The 21,799-nt window shown below is 71.4% G+C and carries 21 protein-coding genes and 4 pseudogenes; 12 read left to right on the top strand and 13 right to left on the bottom strand.

What is annotated here, in order from left to right; translation table 11 throughout:
- Positions 1-105: 105 nt before the first annotated feature.
- Positions 106-519 carry a roadblock/LC7 domain-containing protein gene (locus AB0G63_RS10220; protein WP_360747206.1) on the bottom strand — a complete coding sequence of 138 codons (414 nt, stop codon included), beginning with the start codon at positions 517-519 and terminating at the stop codon, positions 106-108.
- A gap of 93 nt (positions 520-612) precedes the next feature.
- Here AB0G63_RS10220 and AB0G63_RS10215 point away from each other — a divergent pair.
- A pseudogene (locus tag AB0G63_RS10215) lies at positions 613-738 on the top strand (pyridoxamine 5'-phosphate oxidase family protein); the annotation flags it as partial.
- 106 nt (positions 739-844) lie between these two features.
- Complete coding sequence (locus tag AB0G63_RS10210; RefSeq protein ID WP_360747203.1) at positions 845-1,444, top strand: class I SAM-dependent methyltransferase; 600 nt, start codon at positions 845-847, stop codon at positions 1,442-1,444.
- Positions 1,445-1,509: 65 nt separating this feature from the next.
- Here the strand turns inward: AB0G63_RS10210 and AB0G63_RS10205 are convergent, their stop codons facing one another.
- Complete coding sequence (locus AB0G63_RS10205) at positions 1,510-2,406, bottom strand: oxygenase MpaB family protein (RefSeq protein WP_360747201.1); 897 nt, start codon at positions 2,404-2,406, stop codon at positions 1,510-1,512.
- A gap of 533 nt (positions 2,407-2,939) precedes the next feature.
- On the opposite strand from AB0G63_RS10205, the gene AB0G63_RS10200 reads away from it, so the two are divergent.
- Both AB0G63_RS10200 and AB0G63_RS10195 read left to right on the top strand, forming a co-directional pair.
- Entirely contained in the window at positions 2,940-3,818 is an 879-nt protein-coding gene (locus AB0G63_RS10200) for a hypothetical protein (protein ID WP_360747198.1), read from the top strand.
- A 187-nt stretch (positions 3,819-4,005) separates the two neighbouring features.
- Positions 4,006-5,400 carry a tannase/feruloyl esterase family alpha/beta hydrolase gene (locus AB0G63_RS10195; RefSeq protein ID WP_360747195.1) on the top strand — a complete coding sequence of 465 codons (1,395 nt, stop codon included), beginning with the start codon at positions 4,006-4,008 and terminating at the stop codon, positions 5,398-5,400.
- A gap of 4 nt (positions 5,401-5,404) precedes the next feature.
- Here the strand turns inward: AB0G63_RS10195 and AB0G63_RS10190 are convergent, their stop codons facing one another.
- On the bottom strand, positions 5,405-5,587 hold the full coding sequence (locus AB0G63_RS10190; RefSeq protein WP_073943599.1) for a hypothetical protein: 183 nt from the start codon (positions 5,585-5,587) through the stop codon (positions 5,405-5,407).
- Positions 5,588-5,844: 257 nt separating this feature from the next.
- On the opposite strand from AB0G63_RS10190, the gene AB0G63_RS10185 reads away from it, so the two are divergent.
- Positions 5,845-7,185, top strand: a complete 1,341-nt coding sequence (locus AB0G63_RS10185) for an esterase-like activity of phytase family protein (protein WP_360747192.1) — start codon at positions 5,845-5,847, stop codon at positions 7,183-7,185.
- An 83-nt stretch (positions 7,186-7,268) separates the two neighbouring features.
- On the opposite strand, the gene AB0G63_RS10180 is transcribed toward AB0G63_RS10185, so the two are convergent.
- Positions 7,269-7,565 (bottom strand): hypothetical protein, encoded by a 297-nt coding sequence (locus tag AB0G63_RS10180; protein WP_360747189.1) that lies wholly within the window; start codon positions 7,563-7,565, stop codon positions 7,269-7,271.
- A gap of 415 nt (positions 7,566-7,980) precedes the next feature.
- Entirely contained in the window at positions 7,981-9,147 is a 1,167-nt protein-coding gene (xylA, locus tag AB0G63_RS10175) for a xylose isomerase (protein ID WP_360747186.1), read from the bottom strand.
- 176 nt (positions 9,148-9,323) lie between these two features.
- On the opposite strand from xylA, the gene xylB reads away from it, so the two are divergent.
- The 5 genes from xylB to adh all read left to right on the top strand — a co-directional run bounded on the left by xylB (position 9,324) and on the right by adh (position 15,838).
- Positions 9,324-10,769, top strand: coding sequence for a xylulokinase (xylB, locus tag AB0G63_RS10170; protein ID WP_360747184.1), 1,446 nt, complete (start codon positions 9,324-9,326; stop codon positions 10,767-10,769).
- A gap of 12 nt (positions 10,770-10,781) precedes the next feature.
- On the top strand, positions 10,782-11,990 hold the full coding sequence (locus AB0G63_RS10165; protein WP_360747181.1) for an ROK family transcriptional regulator: 1,209 nt from the start codon (positions 10,782-10,784) through the stop codon (positions 11,988-11,990).
- Between the two features lie 227 nt (positions 11,991-12,217).
- Positions 12,218-12,817, top strand: coding sequence for an N-acetylmuramoyl-L-alanine amidase (locus AB0G63_RS10160; protein WP_360747178.1), 600 nt, complete (start codon positions 12,218-12,220; stop codon positions 12,815-12,817).
- Positions 12,818-12,923: 106 nt separating this feature from the next.
- A complete protein-coding gene (locus AB0G63_RS10155) occupies positions 12,924-14,258 on the top strand; it encodes a GAF domain-containing protein (protein WP_360747175.1) in 1,335 nt (444 codons plus the stop codon).
- Positions 14,259-14,314: 56 nt separating this feature from the next.
- Entirely contained in the window at positions 14,315-15,838 is a 1,524-nt protein-coding gene (gene adh, locus AB0G63_RS10150) for an aldehyde dehydrogenase (RefSeq protein WP_360747172.1), read from the top strand.
- Between the two features lie 206 nt (positions 15,839-16,044).
- On the opposite strand, the gene AB0G63_RS10145 is transcribed toward adh, so the two are convergent.
- A complete protein-coding gene (locus AB0G63_RS10145) occupies positions 16,045-16,494 on the bottom strand; it encodes a hypothetical protein (RefSeq protein WP_360747169.1) in 450 nt (149 codons plus the stop codon).
- A 98-nt stretch (positions 16,495-16,592) separates the two neighbouring features.
- Between AB0G63_RS10145 and AB0G63_RS10140 the strand changes: the two genes are divergently transcribed.
- On the top strand, positions 16,593-16,937 hold the full coding sequence (locus AB0G63_RS10140; RefSeq protein ID WP_360747166.1) for a DUF2750 domain-containing protein: 345 nt from the start codon (positions 16,593-16,595) through the stop codon (positions 16,935-16,937).
- Between the two features lie 21 nt (positions 16,938-16,958).
- Here AB0G63_RS10140 and AB0G63_RS10135 read toward each other — a convergent pair.
- The 3 genes and pseudogenes from AB0G63_RS10135 to AB0G63_RS10125 all read right to left on the bottom strand — a co-directional run.
- Positions 16,959-17,411: pseudogene (locus tag AB0G63_RS10135) on the bottom strand (IS5 family transposase); the annotation flags it as partial.
- 159 nt (positions 17,412-17,570) lie between these two features.
- The gene (locus AB0G63_RS10130) at positions 17,571-19,007 is read right to left on the bottom strand and encodes an IS1380 family transposase (protein ID WP_360747425.1); all 1,437 of its coding nucleotides are present in this window, start codon (positions 19,005-19,007) and stop codon (positions 17,571-17,573) included.
- 92 nt (positions 19,008-19,099) lie between these two features.
- Positions 19,100-19,204: pseudogene (locus tag AB0G63_RS10125) on the bottom strand (terminal protein); the annotation flags it as partial.
- 100 nt (positions 19,205-19,304) lie between these two features.
- Between AB0G63_RS10125 and AB0G63_RS10120 the strand changes: the two are divergent.
- Positions 19,305-19,532, top strand: coding sequence for a hypothetical protein (locus tag AB0G63_RS10120; RefSeq protein WP_360747163.1), 228 nt, complete (start codon positions 19,305-19,307; stop codon positions 19,530-19,532).
- A 214-nt stretch (positions 19,533-19,746) separates the two neighbouring features.
- Here AB0G63_RS10120 and AB0G63_RS10115 read toward each other — a convergent pair whose 3' ends face one another.
- The 4 genes and pseudogenes from AB0G63_RS10115 to AB0G63_RS10100 form a co-directional block, all read right to left on the bottom strand.
- Positions 19,747-20,499, bottom strand: a complete 753-nt coding sequence (locus AB0G63_RS10115) for a hypothetical protein (protein ID WP_360747161.1) — start codon at positions 20,497-20,499, stop codon at positions 19,747-19,749.
- Between the two features lie 183 nt (positions 20,500-20,682).
- Positions 20,683-21,150 carry an XRE family transcriptional regulator gene (locus AB0G63_RS10110; RefSeq protein ID WP_360747422.1) on the bottom strand — a complete coding sequence of 156 codons (468 nt, stop codon included), beginning with the start codon at positions 21,148-21,150 and terminating at the stop codon, positions 20,683-20,685.
- Positions 21,072-21,506, bottom strand: coding sequence for a hypothetical protein (locus tag AB0G63_RS10105; protein ID WP_360747439.1), 435 nt, complete (start codon positions 21,504-21,506; stop codon positions 21,072-21,074). Before AB0G63_RS10105 ends, AB0G63_RS10110 begins: the two co-directional genes overlap by 79 nt.
- A 52-nt stretch (positions 21,507-21,558) precedes the next feature.
- Positions 21,559-21,744, bottom strand: a pseudogene (locus AB0G63_RS10100) (FtsK/SpoIIIE domain-containing protein); the annotation flags it as partial.
- Between the last annotated feature and the right edge of the window lie 55 nt (positions 21,745-21,799).

The raw sequence follows: 21,799 nt of genomic DNA, 5'->3' as shown, positions 1-21,799 counted from the left end.
TCGGCATGACTACCCCCATCTGTCATGATCGCTACAGATTTGGGGCATGGTTTCCGGGCGTTCGGATCCATGCGAACACCCTCGTCTCCTTGTGGAGTCCTCCGGTCAGAGGTCTTCGGGCGAGTTCCGCTCCGGCTGCCGGGCCTCCACGCCGAGGTGCTCGCCGACCCGGTTGACGAGGAGGGTCATCTCGTAGGCTATCTGGCCGATGTCGGCGTCCGCGGCGCTGAGCACGCACAGGCAGCTGCCGGTGCCGGCCGCGGTGACGAACAGCACCGCGTCGTCGAACTCGACCATCGTCTGGCGGACTCTGCCCGCGCCGAAGTGCCGTCCCGAACCCTTGGCCAGGCTGTGCAGTCCGGACGAGACGGCCGCGAGATGCTCGGCGTCCTCCCGTCGCAGCCCGGTGCTCGCTCCCGCCACCAGCCCGTCGTTGGACAGGACCAAGGCGTGCCGTACGTGATCGACGCGCTCGGTCAGGTCGTCCAGGAGCCAGCCAAGTCCCTGGTTCTGCACCATGTTTCGGTCTCCCCGTGTGACGACTCCCCCCGGCCGGAGGATCTGCTCGCCAGCCTTCCCCACCTCCGATCGCCGGGCAAGGAGGAGGGGGGCATGGCAGAGAAGATGACCGATGAGGAACGGCGGGCGTTCGTCTCGGAGGGCACCCGCACCGGCAAGCTCTCGACCGTACGGGCCGATGGGAGCCCGCATGTGGCGCCGGTCTGGTTCCTGCTGGACGTTCCCGGCCGACGGCCACCGGTGAGCAGCCGGGTGGACGCTTGCCGCCCGGCTGTCGAGCATGTGCGCAACGGCTCCGGACCGTGGGTGAGGGATCATGCGCGGCATGAGCGACGATCACACACACGTCCAGGAGTTCTTCACCGCCCGCGCCGCCGACTGGGACAGCCGCTTCCCGGACGACGGCCCGGCCTACGCGGCCGCGGTGGCCGCCCTCGGGTTGCCGGAGGGGGGTCGGGTGCTGGACGCGGGCTGCGGCACGGGGCGCGCCCTGCCGCCGCTGCGGGCGGCCGTGGGCCCGTCCGGGGTGGTGGTGGGGGCCGACCTGACCCCGGCCATGCTGCAGGCCGCCGTACGGGCCGGACGGGACCGGGACGGGCGGTTGCTGCTCGCCGACGTCACCGCGCTGCCGTTGCGGTCCGAGTCGCTGGACGCGGTGTTCGCGGCCGGCCTGATCGCGCACCTGCCCGACCCGGCGCGGAATCTTCGGGAGCTGTTCCGGGTACTGCGGCCCGGCGGCACGCTGGCGCTGTTCCACCCGATCGGCAGAGCGGCGCTCGCCGCGCGCCAGGGCCGCCGGCTCACCCCGGACGACTTGCGCGCGGAGGGCAATCTCCGTCCCCTGCTGGCCGGTTCCGGCTTCCGCCTGACCTCGTACGTCGACGAGGACGCCCGCTTCCTGGCGCTGGCGGTACGTGAAGGCTGACGCCGGTGCTCAGCGGCGGCCGGCGACCGCCGCCGCGCCGGAGTGGTCCTCGGGCGTGGCCGGAGTCACTCGGCGGCCGATACGTCCAGGTGCCGCACGGGGCAGCCGCGCACGCCGGGGACCGGGCGGGTGCCCAGTTCGTCGAGACGGTAGCCGTTCGGGTAGCCCTTGACCTCCCAGTTCTGGCGCGCGTGGTGCGCTGCCCGGCGCGGCGGCAGCAGGCGCACGAGGCGGCCACGCGCGCGCATCGCGCGCCGCACCAGCGCCCGGGTGGCCGGATGCGGGGCCGGGTAGCGGAAGGCGCGCAGCAGCGACTCGTCGAGCAGGGCCAGCGTCGAGGCGCGCAGCACGGGCGCCAGCGGGCGCGGGTACCAGGAGGCCATCAGGTCGAGCGTGGCGTCGGACACCCGCCGCGCGCCCTCGTCCCAGGCGAAGTGCGCCTCCTCGTAGGCGTCCAGGCAGGCCTCGAACTCCTCGTAGGATCCCGGAATGTCCTTGATGCCCATGTGGCGGCCCAGGGTGTTGTAGTGGACGCTCGCCGCGACGGTCTCGTGGCGCGAGAACCTGCGCCAGCCGTAGGCGTCGATCCACCGCTTGGGCATGACGACGAACGTGCACAGCACGTACCGCATGTCGTCGTTGCTGATGTCGTAGCTGCGGTGCATCTGGTTGATGCGGCGGATCGCGGTGCGGCCCTCCGGGCTGCCGAATCCGTGCTCGACGACGGCGTCGAGGAGCAGGCTGGTGTCGTCGTAGCGCTTCTGCGCCCGCTCCGTGAGTTCGGCCGTCTCGGCGAGGAGCCGGCCGATGCCGGGGACCGCGTAGGTGCGGTAGAGGGCCAGTTCGAGGGAGCGGGTGAAGTCCCACGGGAACTCGTACGCCGAACTGAGCCGGTAGATCTCGGACGCGTCTTCGTACGGGTCCATCCGCCGGATCTGCTCCAGCCGCTCGAACCGCTTCACCGCGCGCTCCTTCTTCCGCCGCCGGGACTCCAACTCTACGTTGCGTCACGGGACGTGGACGGTCAGCGAGGGCGGCGGCCGCGGGGGAGGAACGGTCGGCATGTCAGACGGGTGCGCAGCTCCGGTGCCGGGTTCCTCGGCCCGGTCCGTGCGGGGAGGAACGCCGGCCGGGCCAAACGTACACACAATCTTTTCGAAGCCGCCGCCGGGTCTGTCGCTGCCGCGCGGAGGACGGCCGGGACCACCTGGCGGGGCGGCCGGCCGGCTGTCGCCGGAAGCGCTGTCCTTCGGGGTCAGCGAGCCGGCGGGCCGGGCCGTCGTCGCGCTCGCGCGGGAGCGCGGGGAGTCGGGCGGGGCGCCGTCGCCCGGGCGCTCGTGGGGGTCCCGGCGGCCCGTCGCGCGGGTCGATGAGCGGTCGATTCGCCCCGTCCAGCCGGAAAACTGCGCAGCTCCGCGTGGCCGGGGAGTCGTGACAAGCGCCTTCCGGTCGGATTAGGGTGCGCGCCGTTGGACGAACCGATGGGGAGGCTGGGATGGCCGGGACGGACGAGGACGCCGTCGCCGCCGCGGACGACGCGCTCTATGTGCTCACGGCGGTGCTGCTGACGCCGGCGAAGTTCCCGAGCGTGCTGGGCGACGACTACCCGGAGGCCTGCGCGGCGCTCGGCCTTGCGCCGCTGGCCGACGGTTACGGTCTGGTGCTCGGCCAGGACGGCGAGGGGGCCCGCTGGACCGTCGTCGTCGACGACGTCTCCCTGGTCGCCGTCGCCATCGCGTCCTGGGACTGCGGCATGGAGTACGACCTGTCGCCCGACGAGCGCTCGGTCGTCGCCGCCCTGCCCGGCTGGCCGCTCGCGGTCGCCGTCGCGGCCCCCGGCGTGCCCGACCCGCACGACCCGGACCCGGAGGTCGCCGAGCGGCCTCCGCTGTCGTCGCCGGACACCTCCACGTGGGGGCCTGCCCAGCGCCGGCTCGGGGCCGACGAGATCGCGCTGCAGTGGGCGCTGTGGCGGGAGCAGATCGACGACTCCGAGTTCCCGTCGGCGCCGGGCGCCTCCGAGCCCTCCGAGGGCGCGGAGATCTCCGAGGACGCCGGCGGGGCGGCGAGCGCCGAGCGGGTGAGGAAGGCGGATGGGAGCGCGGGTTCCAGCAGGATCCGGCGGGTCCTCGCGGAGGCACGCGCGTACGTGGACACGCCCCCGCCGCTGGGCCGCGTCCGGTCGTCCTTCGCCCCGGGTGACGCGCGGACCCTGCGCGCCGACGGTCCCGGCTGGTCGCTCGTCGCCCGGACCGACGACATCGCGTTCGTGCTGCTCGACGAGGAGCCGGGTGAGGTGCTGCCGGTGGGCAGGGGGCCGGAACTGCCGGGTCTGCTGGAGGCGCTCGACAAGATGGCCGTCCGTCCCAGCTGATCCACGCGCCGGTCCGTGGACGCACGCCCAACCCTCACTTCCACTCCTGTCCTCGATCCCTATGTGACGAGGTCGTTCCATGTGGCCCCAGCCCATGGATGCGGCATACGCCTGACAGCACCATGAGGCAGCCCCGGCGCCCTGTTCCCACCGGTCGCCGTTTCCTTCCGCCTGCCTGGAGGCTGCCATGCGTCCGTCCCGTCATGTCCCGCCCGTCGTCGCCGCGCTCGCGGCGGCGACCCTCACCTGGCCGGTCCCCGCCTCGGCCACGGGAGCCGACGACGTGGGGCACTGCGCGTGGCAGACGCGGGTCCACGCGCCGGGTGCGGCCTTCCAGCAGAGCGCCTGTCTGCCCGACCTGACGACGGCCGGGCTCGCCGGCACGCAGTACACCGACGTGGCCGACCAGGCCGGGCTGACGGCCAGGGCGACCCCCAAACCCTCCGGAGTGCCCGGGGTGCAGATCGACGGCTACTTCCCGGACTCCTCGCACTTCAACGCCACGCACGGCTGGCGCCACGACGCCCAGTTCGTCATCAGGCTGCCGGACCACTGGAACGGCGGTCTGGTGGTCACCGGCGCACCCGGCACGCGCAAGCAGTACGCGACCGACACGGCGATCTCCGACCAGGTCCTCGCCCAGGGGTACGCGTACGCGGCGACCGACAAGGGCAACAACGGGGTCGACTTCTACCGCGACGGCACCCGGCCCGGTGACGCGGTCGCCGAGTGGAACGCGCGGACCACCCAGCTCACCCGGGCCGCCAAGCGCGCCGTGGCCCAGCGGTACGGCCACGCTCCGCGCCGTACGTACATGACCGGCATCTCCAACGGCGGCTATCTCACCCGCTGGCAACTGGAGAACCACCCGGAGCTGTACGACGGCGGCGTGGACTGGGAGGGCGCCCTGTGGACCGAGGACGGTCCCAGCCTGCTCACCTCGCTGCCGGCCGCCGTGGCGCGCACGCTGGGAACGGCACGGGACGAGGACCTCTACGCGGTGGGATTCGCGCGCGGCTCCGAGTTCCTGTGGCCGTACCACGAGAAGGCCTACTGGGGGCTCACGCAGAAGATCTACCGTGCGGAGTTCGACCCGGGCTACGACGCCGCCTGCCCCGGCTCCTCGGCCGGGACCACCACGGAGCAGATCCTGGCGCCGTGCGCATCCGACGCGGCGTACGACTTCGCGTCGCGGCCCGCGTCCGTCCATCGCGCCGTGGCACGGGTGTCGCTGACCGGGCGCATCGGCAAGCCGCTGATCACGCTGCACGGCGACCTGGACGCGCTGCTGCCCGCGGCCGCCGACTCCGATGTGTACGCCCGCATGGTCGACGGGAGCGGACGCGGCCTCCTGCACCGCTATTACACGATCCAGGGCGGCACGCACGTCGACGGCCTGTACGACACCTATCCGGACCGGCTGCGGCCGATCCTGCCCTGCTACCGGTCGGCCTTCGACGCGCTGGTGTCATGGGTGGAACGAGGCGCGCAGCCGCCCGCGGACCATACCGTGGCCAGGCCCGCGGACGGCGACGTGGTCGGCTCCTGCGCCCTGTCCGACCGGGCCGTTTCCGCGCGTTAGCGCCTCAGCGGCCGAGCTCCTTGCGGGTGACGCGGCGCAGTCGCCGCCGCTGCGAGGGGTCCAGGGCGAGGTAGGCGGCGGCCGGGACTCCCAGGACTATCAGAAGCGCGGCCCACCAGGGCAGCCAGATCAGCAGGATCAGTCCGGCCGCCACACCTCCTGCGGCGATCTTCGCGTTCTTCGACATGTGCGTCGCCTCCTTCGCGGCCACTGCCGCTCTCTGTCGTGAAAACGGGTCCGCGCTTCCCGCGGTTCCGCATCGCGACCCTGATACGTCCCTGAGTCACGCCCCCGACGCATCCCTGAGACCGGAAGACGCGCGCGCCGCTGGCGACAGCGACGTGCTCGGGTGCCCGACGCCCCGAGTTCACCGGACGGTCGGAGCGCGTTCGCCCTGGGGCCCAAACCTTGCCGCTGTCAGCGAACTTCTCCCCAGGAGGCCCGATGTCCCCGCACGCCACCGTCCGGCGCCGTGTCAGACGTTCCGTCGCGGCGGGTGTGCCGCTCGCCGTGCTCGGTGCACTCGTGGCCGCGGGCCCGGCCTCGGGCGCCGCGCCGAAGGACGCGTACGTGACCCGCTCGGCGACGCTCGGCGACATCCCGCTCGGCGCGTTCAGCAACGCCCTGCTGCCGGGGACGGTGGACGACGACCGGGGCGTCGACCTCGGCGGCATCGGCAGCGACATCTACCCGGCCGGCCGCAAGGGCGAGTTCTGGACGGTCACCGACCGCGGACCCAACGGCCAGATCAAGGTGAACGGCGCCAAGCGCCGCACCTTCCCGGTGCCGGGCTTCGATCCGGCGATCGTGAAGATCCGCGTGTCGGGCGACACCGTGCGGGTGCTGGACGCCGTCCCGCTCACCACTGCCTCCGGCGAGCCCGTCACCGGGCTGCCGAACCAGGCGGGGCGCGACGAGGCCCCGTACTCCTACGACGCGCGGACGGCGCTCGCCCACGACCCGAACGGGCTCGACACCGAGGGCATCGTGCGTGCGCAGGACGGGAGTTTCTGGCTCGTCGACGAGTACGGGCCCTCGCTCGTGCACGTCTCCGCGCGCGGGCAGGTCCTCACGCGCTACGTCCCGAAGGGGCTCGGCCTCACGGGCGCCGACTATCCGGTCGTCGAGGCGCTGCCCTCCGTTCTGCTGCACCGCAAGACGAACCGCGGTTTCGAGGGCCTTGCGCAACTGCCCGGCGGGGACCTGGTGATGGCCCTGCAGAGCCCGCTGTCGCTGCCGGACACGGGCGCCGGGGAGGCCTCCCGCACGACCCGGCTGCTGCGCTTCTCCCCCGGCAGGAAGGCGGTCACCGCCGAGTACGCGTACCGCTTCGACCCGGTGAGTGTGGTGGACCCGAGCGAGGACGACACCTCCGAGCTGAAGATCTCCTCCGTGGTCGCCGTCGGCGGTGACCGGCTGCTGGTGGAGGAACGCACGGACAAGGCGGCTCGTCTGCAGCTCGTGAAGCTGGACAAGAACGCCGACATCCTCGGAGGTCCCTGGGACGACGACACGACGTCTCCCTCCCTGGAGCAGCTCGACGACCCCGCCGCCGCGGGCGTCCCGGTGCTCGGCAAGCGGCTCGTCGTCGACCTGGGCGCCGTCGCCGGCGTGCCCGGGAAGATCGAGGGTGTCGCGCGCGTGGACCATGACACGCTCGCCCTGATCAACGACAACGACTTCGGGATGACGGACGGCGCGGGCGCGTTCGACGCGCGGGGCCGGCTGGTCGACAGCGGGGTCGAGACGACGGTGACGTACGTGCGGCTGCCGCACGGCGTCTGACGGCGGCGCGGCCGCGCGCGTCGCCGGCGCGTGAGACGCCACAGGCGACGCGGCTCACGCGCACGCGGCGCGCTCCCGGACGGCTACGGCAGTGCGCCGCCCGTCAGGGAGGGGATCAGCGACTCCAGATCGCTCGGGATGCCGCTCGGCAGCCCGCTGGGCAGCCGGGACGGCAGTGCGGTGGGCAGCCGGGACGGCAGTGCGGTGGGCAGCTCGCTCGGCAGTCCCGACGGGAGGTTCAGGGACGGCGAGGGCGTGCGGCCGCCGCTCGCGCCGTCCCCGGCGGGCTTCCCGCCGGGCGAGTCGCCGCTGCCCGAGGAGACCGACAGCAGCACGACCACGGTGACGGCCGCCGCCGCCACGAGCACGACGAGCAGCACGAAGACCGGCCTCCGGCGCCGTCCCGGCCCGGACGGCGCGGGCGGACCGAAGGGCTCGGGCGGACCGGACGGCGCGGGCGGACCGAAGGGCTCGGGTGGACCGGACGGCGCGGGCGGACCGAAGGGCTCGGGTGGACCGGACGGCGCGGGTGGGCCGGGCGGCTGAGGCGGTACGGGCGGGATGGCCATACCGACCAGCGTCGCCCGCGTCCGGCGACGAGACGGCCTCCGCGCGGAGGTCGGTACGGCACCATGCCATGGACGGCACGATTCCGGAGCATTGTCCGCGCGGAGGGCGTGCGCGACGTGTGCCCGTGCGCATCGGTGATCCCAGGTGCGCGCCTGGGTCCGTGCGCATCGGTGATCGAGCACGCGCGTGTGCCCGCTCAAGGCGCGCACACGCGCGTGCGTGTGCTCAGCCGCGCGCTCCCAGCAGGTGGTCCATCGCCAGCTGGTCGAGCTGCTCGAAGGCCATGCCGCGCGCGGCGGCCGCCTCCACGTCGAACTCCTCGAAGGCGCCGCGGTCCGCGAGCAGCGCCTGGAGCCCGTCCGCCGCGGTCGGCTGCGCGAGCTGGTCCAGACGCGACGCGCGCAGCGCCTCCTGCACCTCCGGGTCGGCCCGGAAGGCGGCCGAACGCTCCTTGAGGATGAGGTAGTTGCGCATGCAGCCCGCGGCCGACGCCCACACGCCGTCGAAGTCCTCGGTCCGCGGCGGCTTGAAGTCGAAGTGGCGGGGACCGTCGTAACCGGCGCTCTCCAGGAGGTCGACGAGCCAGAAGGCGGCGCGCAGGTCGCCGGCGCCGAAGCGGAGGTCCTGGTCGTACTTGATGCCGGACTGGCCGTTGAGGTCGATGTGGAAGAGCTTTCCGGCCCACAGCGCCTGGGCGATGCCGTGCGGGAAGTTCAGCCCGGCCATCTGTTCGTGGCCGACCTCGGGGTTGACGCCGTACAGCTCCGGCCGCTCCAGGCGCTCGATGAACGCGAGGGCGTGGCCGACGGTGGGCAGCAGGATGTCGCCGCGCGGCTCGTTGGGCTTGGGCTCGATGGCGAAGCGCAGGTCGTAGCCCTGGGAGGTGACGTACTCGCCGAGGAGGTCGAAGGCCTCCTTCATACGGTCGAGGGCGACGCGCACATCCTTGGCGCCACCGGACTCGGCGCCCTCGCGGCCGCCCCAGGCGACGTACGTCTTCGCGCCCAGCTCGACCGCGAGGTCGATGTTGCGGATGGTCTTGCGCAGCGCGTAGCGGCGCACGTCGCGGTCGTTGGCGGTGAACGCGCCGTCCTTGAAGACGGGGTGCGTGAAGAGGTTCGTGGTGGCCATCGGCACGGTCATGCCGGTCGTGTCGAGAGCCTGGCGGAAGCGCTTGATGTGCGACTCGCGCTCGCTGTCGGAGGACCCGAAGGGGATCAGGTCGTCGTCGTGGAAGGTGACGCCGTAGGCGCCGAGCTCGGCCAGGCGCTGCACCGTCTCGACGGGGTCGAGGGCACGCCGTGTGGCGTCGCCGAACGGGTCCCTTCCCTGCCAGCCGACGGTCCACAGGCCGAAGGTGAACCTGTCCTCGGGGGTGGGCTGGTAGTTCATGCCGCGGCTCCTTGCTCGCTTGCGACTATTTCGTCATGGCGGTTTACAAATTAGTATGCGGACGCATCCCTGGGAAGGGACACGATGTCCCCGAAGAGGTGATGTCCGGGTGATCTTGACTCGGACGCCCTCGAACCAGCAGGTCAGAGCCGTAGAGCCGCGGAAAGAGGGAGAGCATGTCAGCAGCCGAAGGTCCGCTCGTCGTCGGCGTGGACACGTCCACCCAGTCCACCAAGGCGCTCGTCGTCGACGCGGCCACCGGGCAGGTCGTCGCGAGCGGCCAGGCACCGCACACCGTGTCCTCGGGCGCCGGCCGCGAGAGCGACCCGCGCCAGTGGTGGGACGCGCTGTGCGAGGCCCTGCGCCAGTGCGGCGACGCGGCGCACGAGGCCGCCGCGGTGTCGATCGGCGGGCAGCAGCACGGCCTGGTCACGCTGGACGACCGGGGTGAGCCGGTCCGCCCGGCCCTGCTGTGGAACGACGTGCGCTCCGCGCCGCAGGCCCGCCGGCTCGTCGAGGAGCTGGGCGGGCCGAAGGCCTGGGCCGAGCGCACGGGGAGCGTGCCCGGTGCCTCCTTCACCGTCACGAAGTGGGCCTGGCTCGCCGAGCACGAGCCGGAGGCGGTCCGCGCGACCAGGGCGGTCCGCCTGCCGCACGACTACCTGACCGAACGCCTCACCGGGCAGGGCACGACCGACCGCGGTGACGCGTCCGGGACCGGCTGGTGGGCTTCGGGGACGGAGTCGTACGACGAGGAGACCCTCGCCCACGTGGGGCTCGATCCCGCGCTGCTGCCCCGTGTGGTGCGGCCCGGCGAGGTGGCGGGCACCGTGCGCGACAGCCACGATCTGCCGTTCTCCAAGGGCACCCTGGTCGCCCCCGGCACCGGCGACAACGCCGCCGCCGCGCTCGGCCTCGGACTGCGTCCCGGCACGCCGGTCATGAGTCTCGGCACCTCCGGCACGGTGTACGCGGTGTCGGCGAACCGGCCCGCCGACCCGACGGGCACCGTGGCGGGCTTCGCCGATGCCCGGGGCGACTGGCTGCCGCTGGCCTGCACGCTGAACTGCACGCTCGCCGTCGACCGGATCGCGTCGCTGCTGGGCCTGGACCGCGAGGCCGTGGAGCCCACCACAGCCGTCACCCTCCTGCCCTACCTGGACGGCGAGCGCACCCCGAACCTGCCGAACGCCTCGGGCCTGCTGCACGGGCTGCGTCACGACACGACCGCCGGCCAGCTCCTGCAGGCCGCCTACGACGGCGCGGTGCACTCGCTGCTCGGGGCGCTCGACCTGGTCCTCGACGAGGACGCGGACCGCTCGGCCCCGCTGCTGCTGATCGGCGGGGGCGCCCGGGGTGCGGCCTGGCAGCGGACGGTGCGCCGTCTGTCGGGACGCCCGGTCCAGGTCCCCGAGGCCAAGGAGCTGGTGGCGCTGGGCGCCGCCGCCCAGGCGGCGGGCCTGCTGACCGGCGAGGACCCGGCCGCGGTCGCGCGGCGCTGGAACACGGCCGCGGGCCCGGTGCTCGAGGCCGTGGAACGGGACGAGGCGACCCTGGCCAGGATCTCCGGGGTACTCTCCGACGCGGCCCCGCTGCTGGAGCGGGGCACCGGCGCTCACTGAGGACACGGAGGCATGACCGCACCCCTGCACGAGGCCCGCCCGGCCGGACCGGGGCGGGCACTGCCCGACACCCAGCAGGGCATGCGCCGCCGCAACCTCGCCCGGGTGATGCACACCGTCAGCGCCGAGGGCCCGCTCTCCCGTGCCGCCGTCGCCTCGCGCATCGGGCTGACCCGGGCGGCCGTGTCCACCCTCGTGGACGAGCTGATACGCACGGGGCTGCTGGAGGAACTGGGCCCCGAGCGGCCCGGCCGGGTGGGCCGGCCCGGTTCGGCACTGGCCGTCAGCGGACGCGGCCCCGCCGGGATCGGCGCCGAGGTCGGCGTCGATCACCTGGCGGTCTGTGCGGTCGACCTGCGCGGTCAGGTACGGTCCCGGGCCGTGCGCCACGGCGCGAACCGCGGCCGCGCGCCCGAGCCGGTGATCGCGGAACTCACCGGTCTGGTGCGCCGGGTGACCGCCGAGGCGGAGCGGGAGGGTCTGTGGCCGGCGGGGCTCGCGGTGGCCGTGCCGGGTCTGGTGGCCCGCGACGCCCGAACCGTCGTCCGCGCCCCGAACCTCGAGTGGCACGACACCGACCTCGGGGCCCTGTTGCCGGCCGATCTCCCGCTGACGGTCGACAACGAGGCCAACTTCGGCGCCCTGGCGGAACTCTGGCTGGGCGAGGGCATTCCGCGCGATTTCCTGCACGTGTCGGCGGAGATCGGCATCGGCGCCGCGGTCGTCGTGGCCGGGGGGCTGCTGCGCGGAACCCGCGGCTTCGCGGGTGAGCTGGGGCATGTACCGGTGCGTCCGGAGGGGCCCGCGTGCCCGTGCGGCGGGCACGGGTGCCTGGAGCAGTACGCCGGCGAGGAGGCGGTGCTGCGCGCGGCCGGGCTGGAGCCGGGCGAGGACCGGGTGGGACTGCTGGCACACCGGGCCGCGCAGGGCGACGAGGCCGTACGGCGCGCCCTGCGCGACGCCGGCACAGCACTCGGCATAGCCCTGACCGGAGCGGTCAATCTGCTCGACCCGGAGAGCGTGGTCCTGGGCGGCGCGCTGGCCGCGCTCGCCCCCTGGCTGCTGCCGTCCCTGGAGGCGGAGCTGGCCCGCCGGACCGCGGGACCGGCCTGCCCGGTGTCGGTGTCACGGCTGGGCCCCGAGGGACCGCTGCTCGGCGCCGCGCACTCGGTGGTACGGGCGGTACTGGACGACCCGGCGTCCGTGGCCGCACGGGCCTGATTCCCCGCGGACTCCGCCTTTTGACGCAGCGTCGGCCACTCGCGCGGGTGACCGAGTTATCCACAATTGCGCCGTTGTCCACCGAACCACGCATCATCCTCCTGCCCAACCCGTGTGCGCCGTACCGTGATGCACGCGAGCCGCATCCGGCGGCGGACCGCGTTCATTTCAACCGGTACACGACAAGGGACGACAAGGGACGACAAGGGACCGAGAGGCAGGACTCCATGGAAAGCACCAGACCGGACGGCACCAGGCGGCGGTTCCTCAAGGGCACCGCGCTGGCCGTCGTCCCTTACGCGTTACTCCCCAGCACGCGGGCCGGGGCCGACGCCCAGGCCGTCGACTACCCGCTCGCCGAGTGGCGGCCGGCGAGCACCTCCAACTACACGGTGTCGAACCGGCCGGCCGCCTATCCCCTCGACTACGTCGTCATCCACGTCACGCAGGTGACCTACGCCGGCGCCCTGTCCATCTTCCAGAACCCGAAGAAGAAGGTGTCCGCCCACTACGTGGTGCGCTCGGCCGACGGGCACGTGGCACAGTGCGTCCGCGAGGCCGACATCGCCTGGCAGGCGGGGAACTGGGACTACAACACGCGCAGCATCGGCATCGAGCACGAGGGCTGGGTCGACCAGCCCGCCTGGTTCACCGACGCCCTGTACGAGCGGTCGGCCGCGCTCACGGCGGCGATCTGCACCAAGTACGGCATCCCCAAGGACCGGGCACACATCATCGGGCACTACGAGGTGCCGGGGACGGACCACACCGACCCGGGCCCGAACTGGGACTGGACACGGTACATAAGGCTCGTCAATTTCGCCTGAAGTCCAAAGGCGGCACCACGTTCGGGTGACGCCGGTCGAAAAGGTTGTCCCCGCGCAGGCCGGGGGTGACGATGTCCCCAGCCGCATCGCACTTCGGGGAGGCCGAGTGACCGAGCCGTGGGTGGCCCTGGAGCCGGGGGCCGACCCCGCCGAGCGTGCGCGGATACTGCGTCGCGCGCATGAGACGTTCACCGAGGCGGGTACCGTGCCGGGACCGGTGCGGCCGGTGGTCGCCGCGTCCTGGCGGCGTTCCGCGCGCGCCGGGGTGGGGCCCGACGGCACGGCGAGCGTGGAGCTCGTGGACGGGGACCTCGGCGCCTACCGAGCCGAGCATCCGCTGGCGCGGGTGATGCCGCTGTTCAGGGAGCTGATGGGGACGTTCGCGGCGGACGGCGAACATCTGCTCGCCGTGTGCGACGCGCACGGCAGGCTGCTGTGGGTGGAGGGCCACCCGACGACGCAGCGGAAGGCGGGGCGGATGAACTTCGTGCCGGGCGCCCGGTGGTCGGAGACGGCGATGGGGACGAACGCGCCGGGCACGGCGGTCGCGGTGGACCGGCCCGTCCAGGTCTTCGCGGCCGAGCACTTCATCCGGCGGGTGCAGCCCTGGACGTGCGCCGCGGCTCCGGTGCACGACCCGCGTACCGGCCGGGTGCTCGGCGCGGTGGACGTCACCGGCGGGGACGGGCTCGCGCATCCGCACAGCCTGGCGTTCGTGCAGGCGGTCGCGCGAGCCGCCGAGTCGCAGCTGGCGCTGCTCGATCCGCCGCGGCCGGCCGCCGGCCCGCCCGAGCTGACCGCGCTGGGCCGCGACGAGGCGCGGCTGCTCACGGACGGGCGCCGGATCAGACTGAGCCGTCGGCACAGCGAGATACTGGTCCTGCTCTCCCGTCACCCGGAGGGACTGACCGGTGACGAGCTGCTGTGCGCGCTGTACGAGGACGAGTCGGTGACGCCGGTGACGCTGCGCGCCGAGCTGGCGCGGCTGCGCAGGATCCTCGGCCCGGGCCTGCTGGCCTCACGGCCGTACCGGCTCACCGTTCCCGTCGAGTCCGACGTCGGCGTCGTCGAGCGGCGGCTGCGGACCGGCGCGGTCACCTCGGCCGCGGCGGCCTACACCGGACCGTTGCTGCCCGGCTCCCGGGCCCCGGCGGTCGTACGTCTCAGGCACCGCGTGGCGGACGGGCTGCGGACGGCGTTGATCGCCCGCCGCGATCCCGACCTGCTCGCCGACTGGGCGCACGCGCCGTGGGGCGAGGACGACCTGGACGTCTGGCGGGCGCTCGCCGCGGTGCGGCCGTCACCGGCGGTCCGCTCGCGCCTCGCGGCGCTGGAGGCGGAGCTGGCTCTGGAGGCAGAACTGGCGCTGGAGGCGGGCGGGCGCCGGGCGGCGGTCCGCCGGCCGGACGCGGCAACGTGGTTGCAACGTGCGCGTCCCTAGCCTCCGGACGGACGCTGCCCAACGGCGGGCAGCGCTGTCGAAGGAGGCACTCCGGCATGACCCGTTACGCGGCGCCCGGTACCGAGGGCGCGATCGTCTCCTACCAGGCGCGTTACGACCACTTCATCGGGGGCGAGTACGTGCCGCCGGTTCGCGGGCAGTACTTCGAGAACCCGTCACCGGTGAACGGACAGCCGTTCACCGAGATAGCGCGCGGTACGGCGGAAGACGTGGAGCGGGCGCTCGACGCGGCGCACGCGGCCGCCCCGGGCTGGGGCCGTACGTCGGTCACCGAACGCTCGGACATCCTGCTGAAGATCGCCGACCGGATGGAGGCCTACCTCGAACCGCTGGCGGTCGCCGAGAGCTGGGAGAACGGCAAGCCGGTGCGGGAGACGCTGGCGGCCGACATTCCGCTGGCCATCGACCACTTCCGCTACTTCGCGGGGGCGCTCCGCGCGCAGGAGGGTTCGCTCGGCGAGGTCGACGACGACACGGTGGCGTACCACTTCCACGAGCCGCTCGGGGTCGTCGCGCAGATCATCCCGTGGAACTTCCCGATCCTGATGGCCACGTGGAAGCTCGCCCCGGCGCTGGCCGCGGGCAACGCGGTGGTGCTGAAGCCTGCCGAGCAGACCCCGGCGTCGATCCACTACTGGCTCAGCCTGGTCTCCGACCTGCTGCCGCCGGGCGTCGTCAACATCGTCAACGGCTTCGGCGTGGAGGCGGGCAAGCCGCTGGCGTCCAGTCCCCGGGTGGCGAAGGTGGCGTTCACCGGCGAGACCACCACCGGCCGGCTGATCATGCAGTACGCCTCGGAGAACATCACCCCGGTCACCCTGGAACTCGGCGGCAAGTCCCCGAACATCTTCTTCGAGGACGTCTGGTCGGCGGACGACGACTTCCGCGACAAGGCCCTCGAGGGGTTCACGATGTTCGCCCTCAACCAGGGCGAGGTGTGCACCTGTCCGTCGCGCGCCCTGGTGCAGCGGGGCCACTACGGCGAGTTCATGGAGGCGGCGGTCGCGCGGACCCGGCAGATCAAGACCGGCCACCCCCTCGACACGGACACGATGATCGGCGCGCAGGCGTCCAACGACCAGCTGGAGAAGATCCTCTCCTACCTGGACATCGGACGCCAGGAGGGCGCCAAGGTCCTCACCGGCGGTGAACGGATCGAGCACGAGGGCGAGTTGAAGGGCGGCTTCTACGTCCAGCCGACCATCTTCGAGGGCGACAACCGCATGCGGATCTTCCAGGAGGAGATCTTCGGCCCGGTCGTCTCGGTGACCTCCTTCGACGACTTCGACGACGCCATCAAGATCGCCAACGACACGCTGTACGGTCTCGGCGCGGGCGTGTGGACGCGGGACATCAACACCGCCTACCGTGCGGGCCGCGCGATCCAGGCGGGCCGCGTCTGGACGAACTGCTACCACGCCTACCCGGCGCACGCGGCGTTCGGCGGCTACAAGGGATCGGGCATCGGCCGCGAGACGCACAAGATGATGCTGGAGCACTACCAGCAGACGAAGAACCTGCTGGTGAGCTACTCGCCGAAGAAGCTGGGCTTCTTCTAGACACCTGCGAAAGGGCGCCTGACCTGGGTTTTCACCCGTCAGGCGCCCTTCTTTGCCACCCGCTCTCGACCGGCCCGGCTTGCGCGCCAACTCCCAGTTCCTCCCACGACTGCACCCCTCCTGACCAGTGCTTCCGGACCAGTCACGGACCAAACCCCCGGTTCAGCCCTCGGGTACGTCACCTTGGCTGACGCGCTGCCACTCGTTCATGGACTGCTCGATGAGACGGTTCGCCTGCTCTCGAAGGCCGTCAGCAGCATGCGTACGAACTGCGGCGGAATGGGAACAGGCCGCGTCGCGCTTGCCGCACGACGCTTGAGCGAGTGCACCTCGTGCACCTCCCCGTCGTCGGTCCACCCCTTGCCAGACGTGGCAACCCCGCCCGAGAGGTTCAGCATCCCCCATCCCGTCTTCTGCAAGTGGCATTGCTCGATCCGAACGTGGATGACCTCAGCTGGCCGCATAGCCGCGAAGTACATGCAACCGAAGAATGCTTCAAGATGAGCACCCCGCCCCCGCTGGCGAGCAACGGCCTCGAGCAGCCGAAGCACCTGGGCCGGATTGGGAACGGCGGCCGGATCCACCTCCTCATTGACTGCTGGCGCTTGCCACCGGAGCCCCTTGAGGGGGTTCTCTGCGAAGTACCCCTTCTCCACCGCAGGTTGAGGGCTTCATTGAACGCAGCCCTCTTGCGTCGGGCTCTTTTAGAACTCCTAACGAAATGAGTGGCGCGGAACGTTAGGCTCAGGTGATCATGAGTCAGAGTGGTTCGCAAACAGCAGCATTCTTCCGAGACGTCCGCCAGAGCGGAGTGGTCTGGCTTGTGCGGGATGACGAGGGGAGTCCGGCTCCCCTCGCGGCTGACGGCACCCGGAGTCTTCCTTACTGGTCGACGTCGGCCCGCGCCGCGCGGGCGGCGAAGATCTGGGCAAATGGGCTACGGGTTGAATCCATGCCTCTGGATGCCTGGCGCGACAGCGACCTGCCTGCTGCCGCCAGTGAGGGACTCATGATCGGCATCAACTGGAGCGGACCCCGTCTCGTCGGATGGAGTTTCACTCCCGTCGAAGTCCTCATACGACTCGCGGCGGCCGACTAGCTCTCTCTCGCATGGCAGAGCGCGCAGTCGCCGCCAGCAGATGAGTGCGCATCCGAGGGTGAGGAACGCTTCGTGGATGTCGTCGCGTATCTCCCAGCGGATCCGCAGGCGGCGGAACTAGTGCAGGTGGGCGAACGCGCTCTCCACGAACCAGCATTGGGTACCCAGGCCGGTACCGTGCTCGGTGCCCCGGCGGGCGATGACCGGCTTCACTCCGAGGTCCCAGACGAGCCGGCGGTACTTGTCGTGGTCGTAGCCGCGGTCGCCGAGCACCACGTCCGGGCGGCGCCGGGGCCGGCCGCACTTGCCCCGCACCGGCGGTACTGCCTCAAGGAGTGGGAGCAACTGGGTGACGTCGTTGCGGTTGCCGCCGGTCAGGGTGACCGCGAGTGGGATGCCGGTGGCGTCGGTGATCAGGTGATGCTTACTGCCCGTCCTGCCCCGGTCGACAGGGCTTCGTCCGGTCTTGGCTCCCCCTTTAACCTCGCCGTTTCACTTGGGGTGATGAGACGTCGCTGATCGTCTGCTGCCAGGTGGGCGAGGTGACTTCGTTGCTTGAGCATGGCGGAGTCCCGGCGCGGGGGTCGGGTTCTCCAAGGTCTTTCGGGTCGTGGGCGGTCAGGGGTTTGCCGGTCAGCCGGCGGGACGGGGCAGTGCGGCAAGGCGGTGGAAGGCCATGGCCAGTTCGTTTCTCCAGGGCCAGGTCTGCGGTATCCGCAAGCGCAGTCGCCGACCGCCCCGGGTCAGACGGGCGGCGACGTGCAGCAGCCGGTAGCGGAGCTTCTTCGGCTCGGCAGCCGCCAGCTCCCCGTCCAGCAGCAGGACGCGCATCCAGGCCAGCAGGTCGATCGCCGCGAGGCTGAGTTCGAGCCAGGCCGAGTTGATCGCGAAGTGGCGGGAGGGGAAACGGCCGAAGCCTGTGGTCTTGCCGCACCGGATGTGGTCCTCGACGGTGGCATGCCCGCGGTGACGGACCTCCAGGAACTGGGCGGAACCACCACCGGAGTAGGGAGTGTCGGTGAGAAACACCTGGTGCCGCAGGCCCTCGTCCTGGTCGAACAGGGACAGCTGGGCGCCGGGGTGTGGTCGCTCGCGGCGCACGATGATGCGCGTGCCGGCCGGGTAGCCGGTCAGGTCGACCATGCCGGTCAGCTCGGCGACCTCGGCGCCGGCGCGGAGCGAGCCGTCCTGGTCCAGGGCGGGATGCCAGAGACGGTCGGGCATGGCTCGGATCGCGTGGCGGACAGGCTCGGTGACCGCGTATCCGACTGAGAAGAAGGTACGGATTCCTCGTTTCCGCCCATCTCGGACGTGGGCGAGGAAGACCTTCGCGGATCCGGCGCTGTCGGTGCGGACAAGGATGTCAGTGCCGTGCCGGTGGGCGTCGGGGATCTGCGCGAGTGCCTGGTCGAGCACCGTGATGTGGTCGCTCGCGGTGTTGGCGCCGGCGTTTCCGGGCCGCAGCCGGCCGGACAATCCCTCTCCGGTGTTCGCGAGGAAGCACAGCAGCGGGTGGAATCCGAAGCCGCCCTTGTAGGTGGGTGCGGCCTGGTCTTTCTCGGAGTGGCAGGTGACCAGCGTGGCGTCGAGGTCCAGGACCAGCCCGGGCAGCATGCGTCCCGCGGCCCGGACTGCGGGTATTCCCTCACCTTGCGCGGCGGCTTGCAGCCAGGCGACTTCCCGGGCCTGGGCACGGGCCGAGCGCAGAGCGGTCAGTGTCCTCTCGTCGGTGTCGGCGAGCAGTCGCCAGGCCGTCGGTGTCGAGGCGACGGGGCCGAACACCTCGCCCTGGTCGCGCAGTACTGCCAGGTCCGCGATGGCCTCGCCTCCGTCAGCGAGCATCACCGCCAGGTCGATGGCGATCCGTCCCGGATCGTGTCCGGTCCCGCGCGGCCGAAGCGGCCTGAGAGCGGCGCAGTACGCGGCGGTCAGCCCGGTGGCATCAGCGAGATCCGCCAGCAGCCGTGCCCCGGCATGCCCGACCACCCCCGAACCATCGGCGCTGACATGGACCTTGGGACGCAACCCGATAGCCTGCACGTAGAAAGTGCCCTCCGCCTGGACCGACAGAACCCCTCAGCAAGGTTCATCGTTCCAGGTCAGGAAGGCACTTTCGCGTTTCCGCCCCACCAGCTGCCGTACCCAACCGAAACGGCGAGGCTAGCGGATTTCGGCGCGGGTCGGGTGAACACCTTCCGCTCCGCCCGCGCGAGGGCATCCAGAACCTTGCCGCGGCGCGGGGCCTGCTGCTGCTCGTCATCGCTCATGCGGACCAGTCCGCCATGGTCAGCCTGTGAACAGAGGCCGGTGCCCGCGCCGGTCCCGCCGGGCGCCGCTGTCCCGGCGCCCGTCCGTACGGTGGGGGGCATGACGACGCCCTCCGCCCCCGAGCCGGTGCCCATCCGGGTGCTGCTGCCCGTGGACCAGGAGGTCGTCGCCCGCCTGTGGTCCCGGCGCCAGGTGCCCGACGGCCGGCCTGACCGGCATGGAGAACCTGGTCGAGCAGTACCGGACCGCGGCCCGGTCGAGGACGTAGCGCGGAGGATGCGAAACGCCTGGCCCCTCGGCAGCTCGATTGCCGATGTGGTCGGGTAGCCGGATCCGGCAACGTGATCCGGCTACCCGACCACACCGGTGTGACTGAGCCCTTCAGTTGGTGAGTTGAGCGTTATGGTGGCGAGCGTGCCGATCTCACCCCTTATGCGCAAGCTCCCGCTCTCGGCAGACTCAGTCATGGAAATGCAAGGCGAGAGATCGCCGACTATCTACACCAGCCGAGCGCCCGCTGCGTAGACCTTCCGAACAAACCTCACGGCATAGAGGTACGGGTCACCTCCTTGGCGTTCTCCCAGTGCCGGTCGAAGTACGACTTGAAGTACCCTGCGGCCTCGCTGTCCTCAATGCGCATGCCCTGGACTCGGTCACCGACGGTGAATGCGAGAAACACCGCGCTCGTGTCCATGATGGCCATGCTCATGAGGTCGGCCTTGATGGGCCAGTTCACTTGGCGAATGCTGTAGCTGCGCAGGTGGCGGGTCTGTTCCCGGTGCCGTGCTGTCCAGTTGGCATACCCTCTGGACGAGCCGAGGCAGAACAGGCGCCGCACCGATCCGCCGTTGTGCGCCCAGTCGAGTACCGCCTGGAAGTAGTTCGAAAAGGCTGCAGACGACGCACTGAAATCATCCGGCGTTTCAATTCGCATATACCAGGCGTCCATATGGCTAGGACAGTGGTTGACGAGATAGTCGACCTCCGCCTTGTAAAAAGCCGTCGCGTCCGGATAATGCTCTATGCGTGATGAGTTCGCCTGATCGAAGTCGCGCCGCAGCAGTTCGACTTCGGCGCGGAGATCGGTCAGTTCTTGCCTCGATGCGGTGAGGGGGACGAGGGAGCGCAGAATTGCGTAGACTGCCGTGAACAGGAATGGCATCTGCCAGGCGGCAGACAGTCCGAAGAGCGCAGCGGTCACTGATCCGCAGACGGCGACAAGACAGGCTATGGCCAGCCCGCGCTCATCCCAGCGCTCCAATAAGCTCCCCGACGCGGTCCGTGAACCAGCCATGCACACCTCACAGACTCTCGGTGCTACGTAGGTCCAGTGGGTGAGCCCATTCCCTGCGTCTGTCCAACTCAATCGCGACCCGGTTCGTGAGCGCGAACGCGCTGGTCGCCAACTCGTGTGCTCACTCGCCAACTGAAGCGCTCAGTCACAACCGGGGCTCGCGGGCTGTTCGCGCCGCGGCTGCTACAAGTCGAACTCCAGGTGCTCGATGTCCGTGAACCGGACCTCCTCCAGGCTGTCGGCGCGGCGGCCGCCGTCCTGGAAGTACACCTCCTTCAGCGCTTCGGCCGCGATCTCCTGGAACTGCTGGTCGGTGGCTCCGGCCTCCTGGGCGTCGAAGAGGCGGGCGGCGTAGACGGGCGGCAGGGCGACGGTCAGGTGCCGGACGCGGTCCTGGTCCGTCGACCCGATCGGCGCGGTGTATCCCATGCGGGCCCGGGTGTCGATGACGATGCCGCCCGTGCTGGCCGCCTTCGCCTTGGCCTTGGCCCGGATCTGAGGCTGCCACCGCTTCTTCACCTCGCGCTCCAGGCGCGCGGCGAGGTCGGGGCGGGGCTTCTTGATCTGGTCCTTCACGTACCGCTCGACGGTGCGCTGGGAGATGCGCAGCATCTGGGCGACCGCCTTCGTGCCCTTGAGCTGCTTGACCAGGCACCGCGGCCCGCAGGACGGCGGGCCGCGCGCTGGTCGCCGATGAGGGCGCCCTCGCGGAGGTCGCCGGAGAGGATCAGCCCGCCGGTGCCGAACTCCTGCATCCTGCTGAGCAGAGGATCGGACATCAGTGCGCGCCCTGCCCCGGTGACCCGGCGGGCGACCACCAGATGGAAGCCGATGTCGGCGGCGTGGGTGAGGAATTCGGCGAGTGGCGCGAGCGGGCCTCGCTGCCCGGCCTGCCCGGCGGCCAGGTCGTAGTCGTCGACGACGGCGTACAGCTCGGGCCCGGTCCACCAGTCGCGCCGCCGCAGTTCGCGGGAGCTGATCCCCGGGGGCGGGCGGAATCCGCTCACTGAGCTTGGCGGTGAGCTGCTCGACGTACACCGCCGCATGGTCGTTGTCGGCTGCCTGGGCGGCCAGGTACTCGTCGGGCACGGTCTCCAGCAGCGAGCGCCGGTAGTCGAAGACCATGAAGCGGATGTCGTGCGCGAAGTTGCGCTCTGCCGCTCCCCGCATCCAGGACCGCAGGAACGAGGTCTTGCCGGAGCCGGAGTCGCCCAGGACCAGGAAGTGCGAGTCTCCCGCGCCCAGATCGATCGTGGCCGGACCAGGTCGGACTCCCTCATGCGGATGGGCACCTGCGTCG

The sequence above is a fragment of the Streptomyces sp. NPDC020996 genome (assembly GCF_040641355.1).
In the GTDB taxonomy this organism is placed as follows: Bacteria; Actinomycetota; Actinomycetes; order Streptomycetales; family Streptomycetaceae; genus Streptomyces.
Note: the sequence above shows the minus strand (reverse complement) of the source record. Positions and strands in the feature narration are given on the sequence as shown.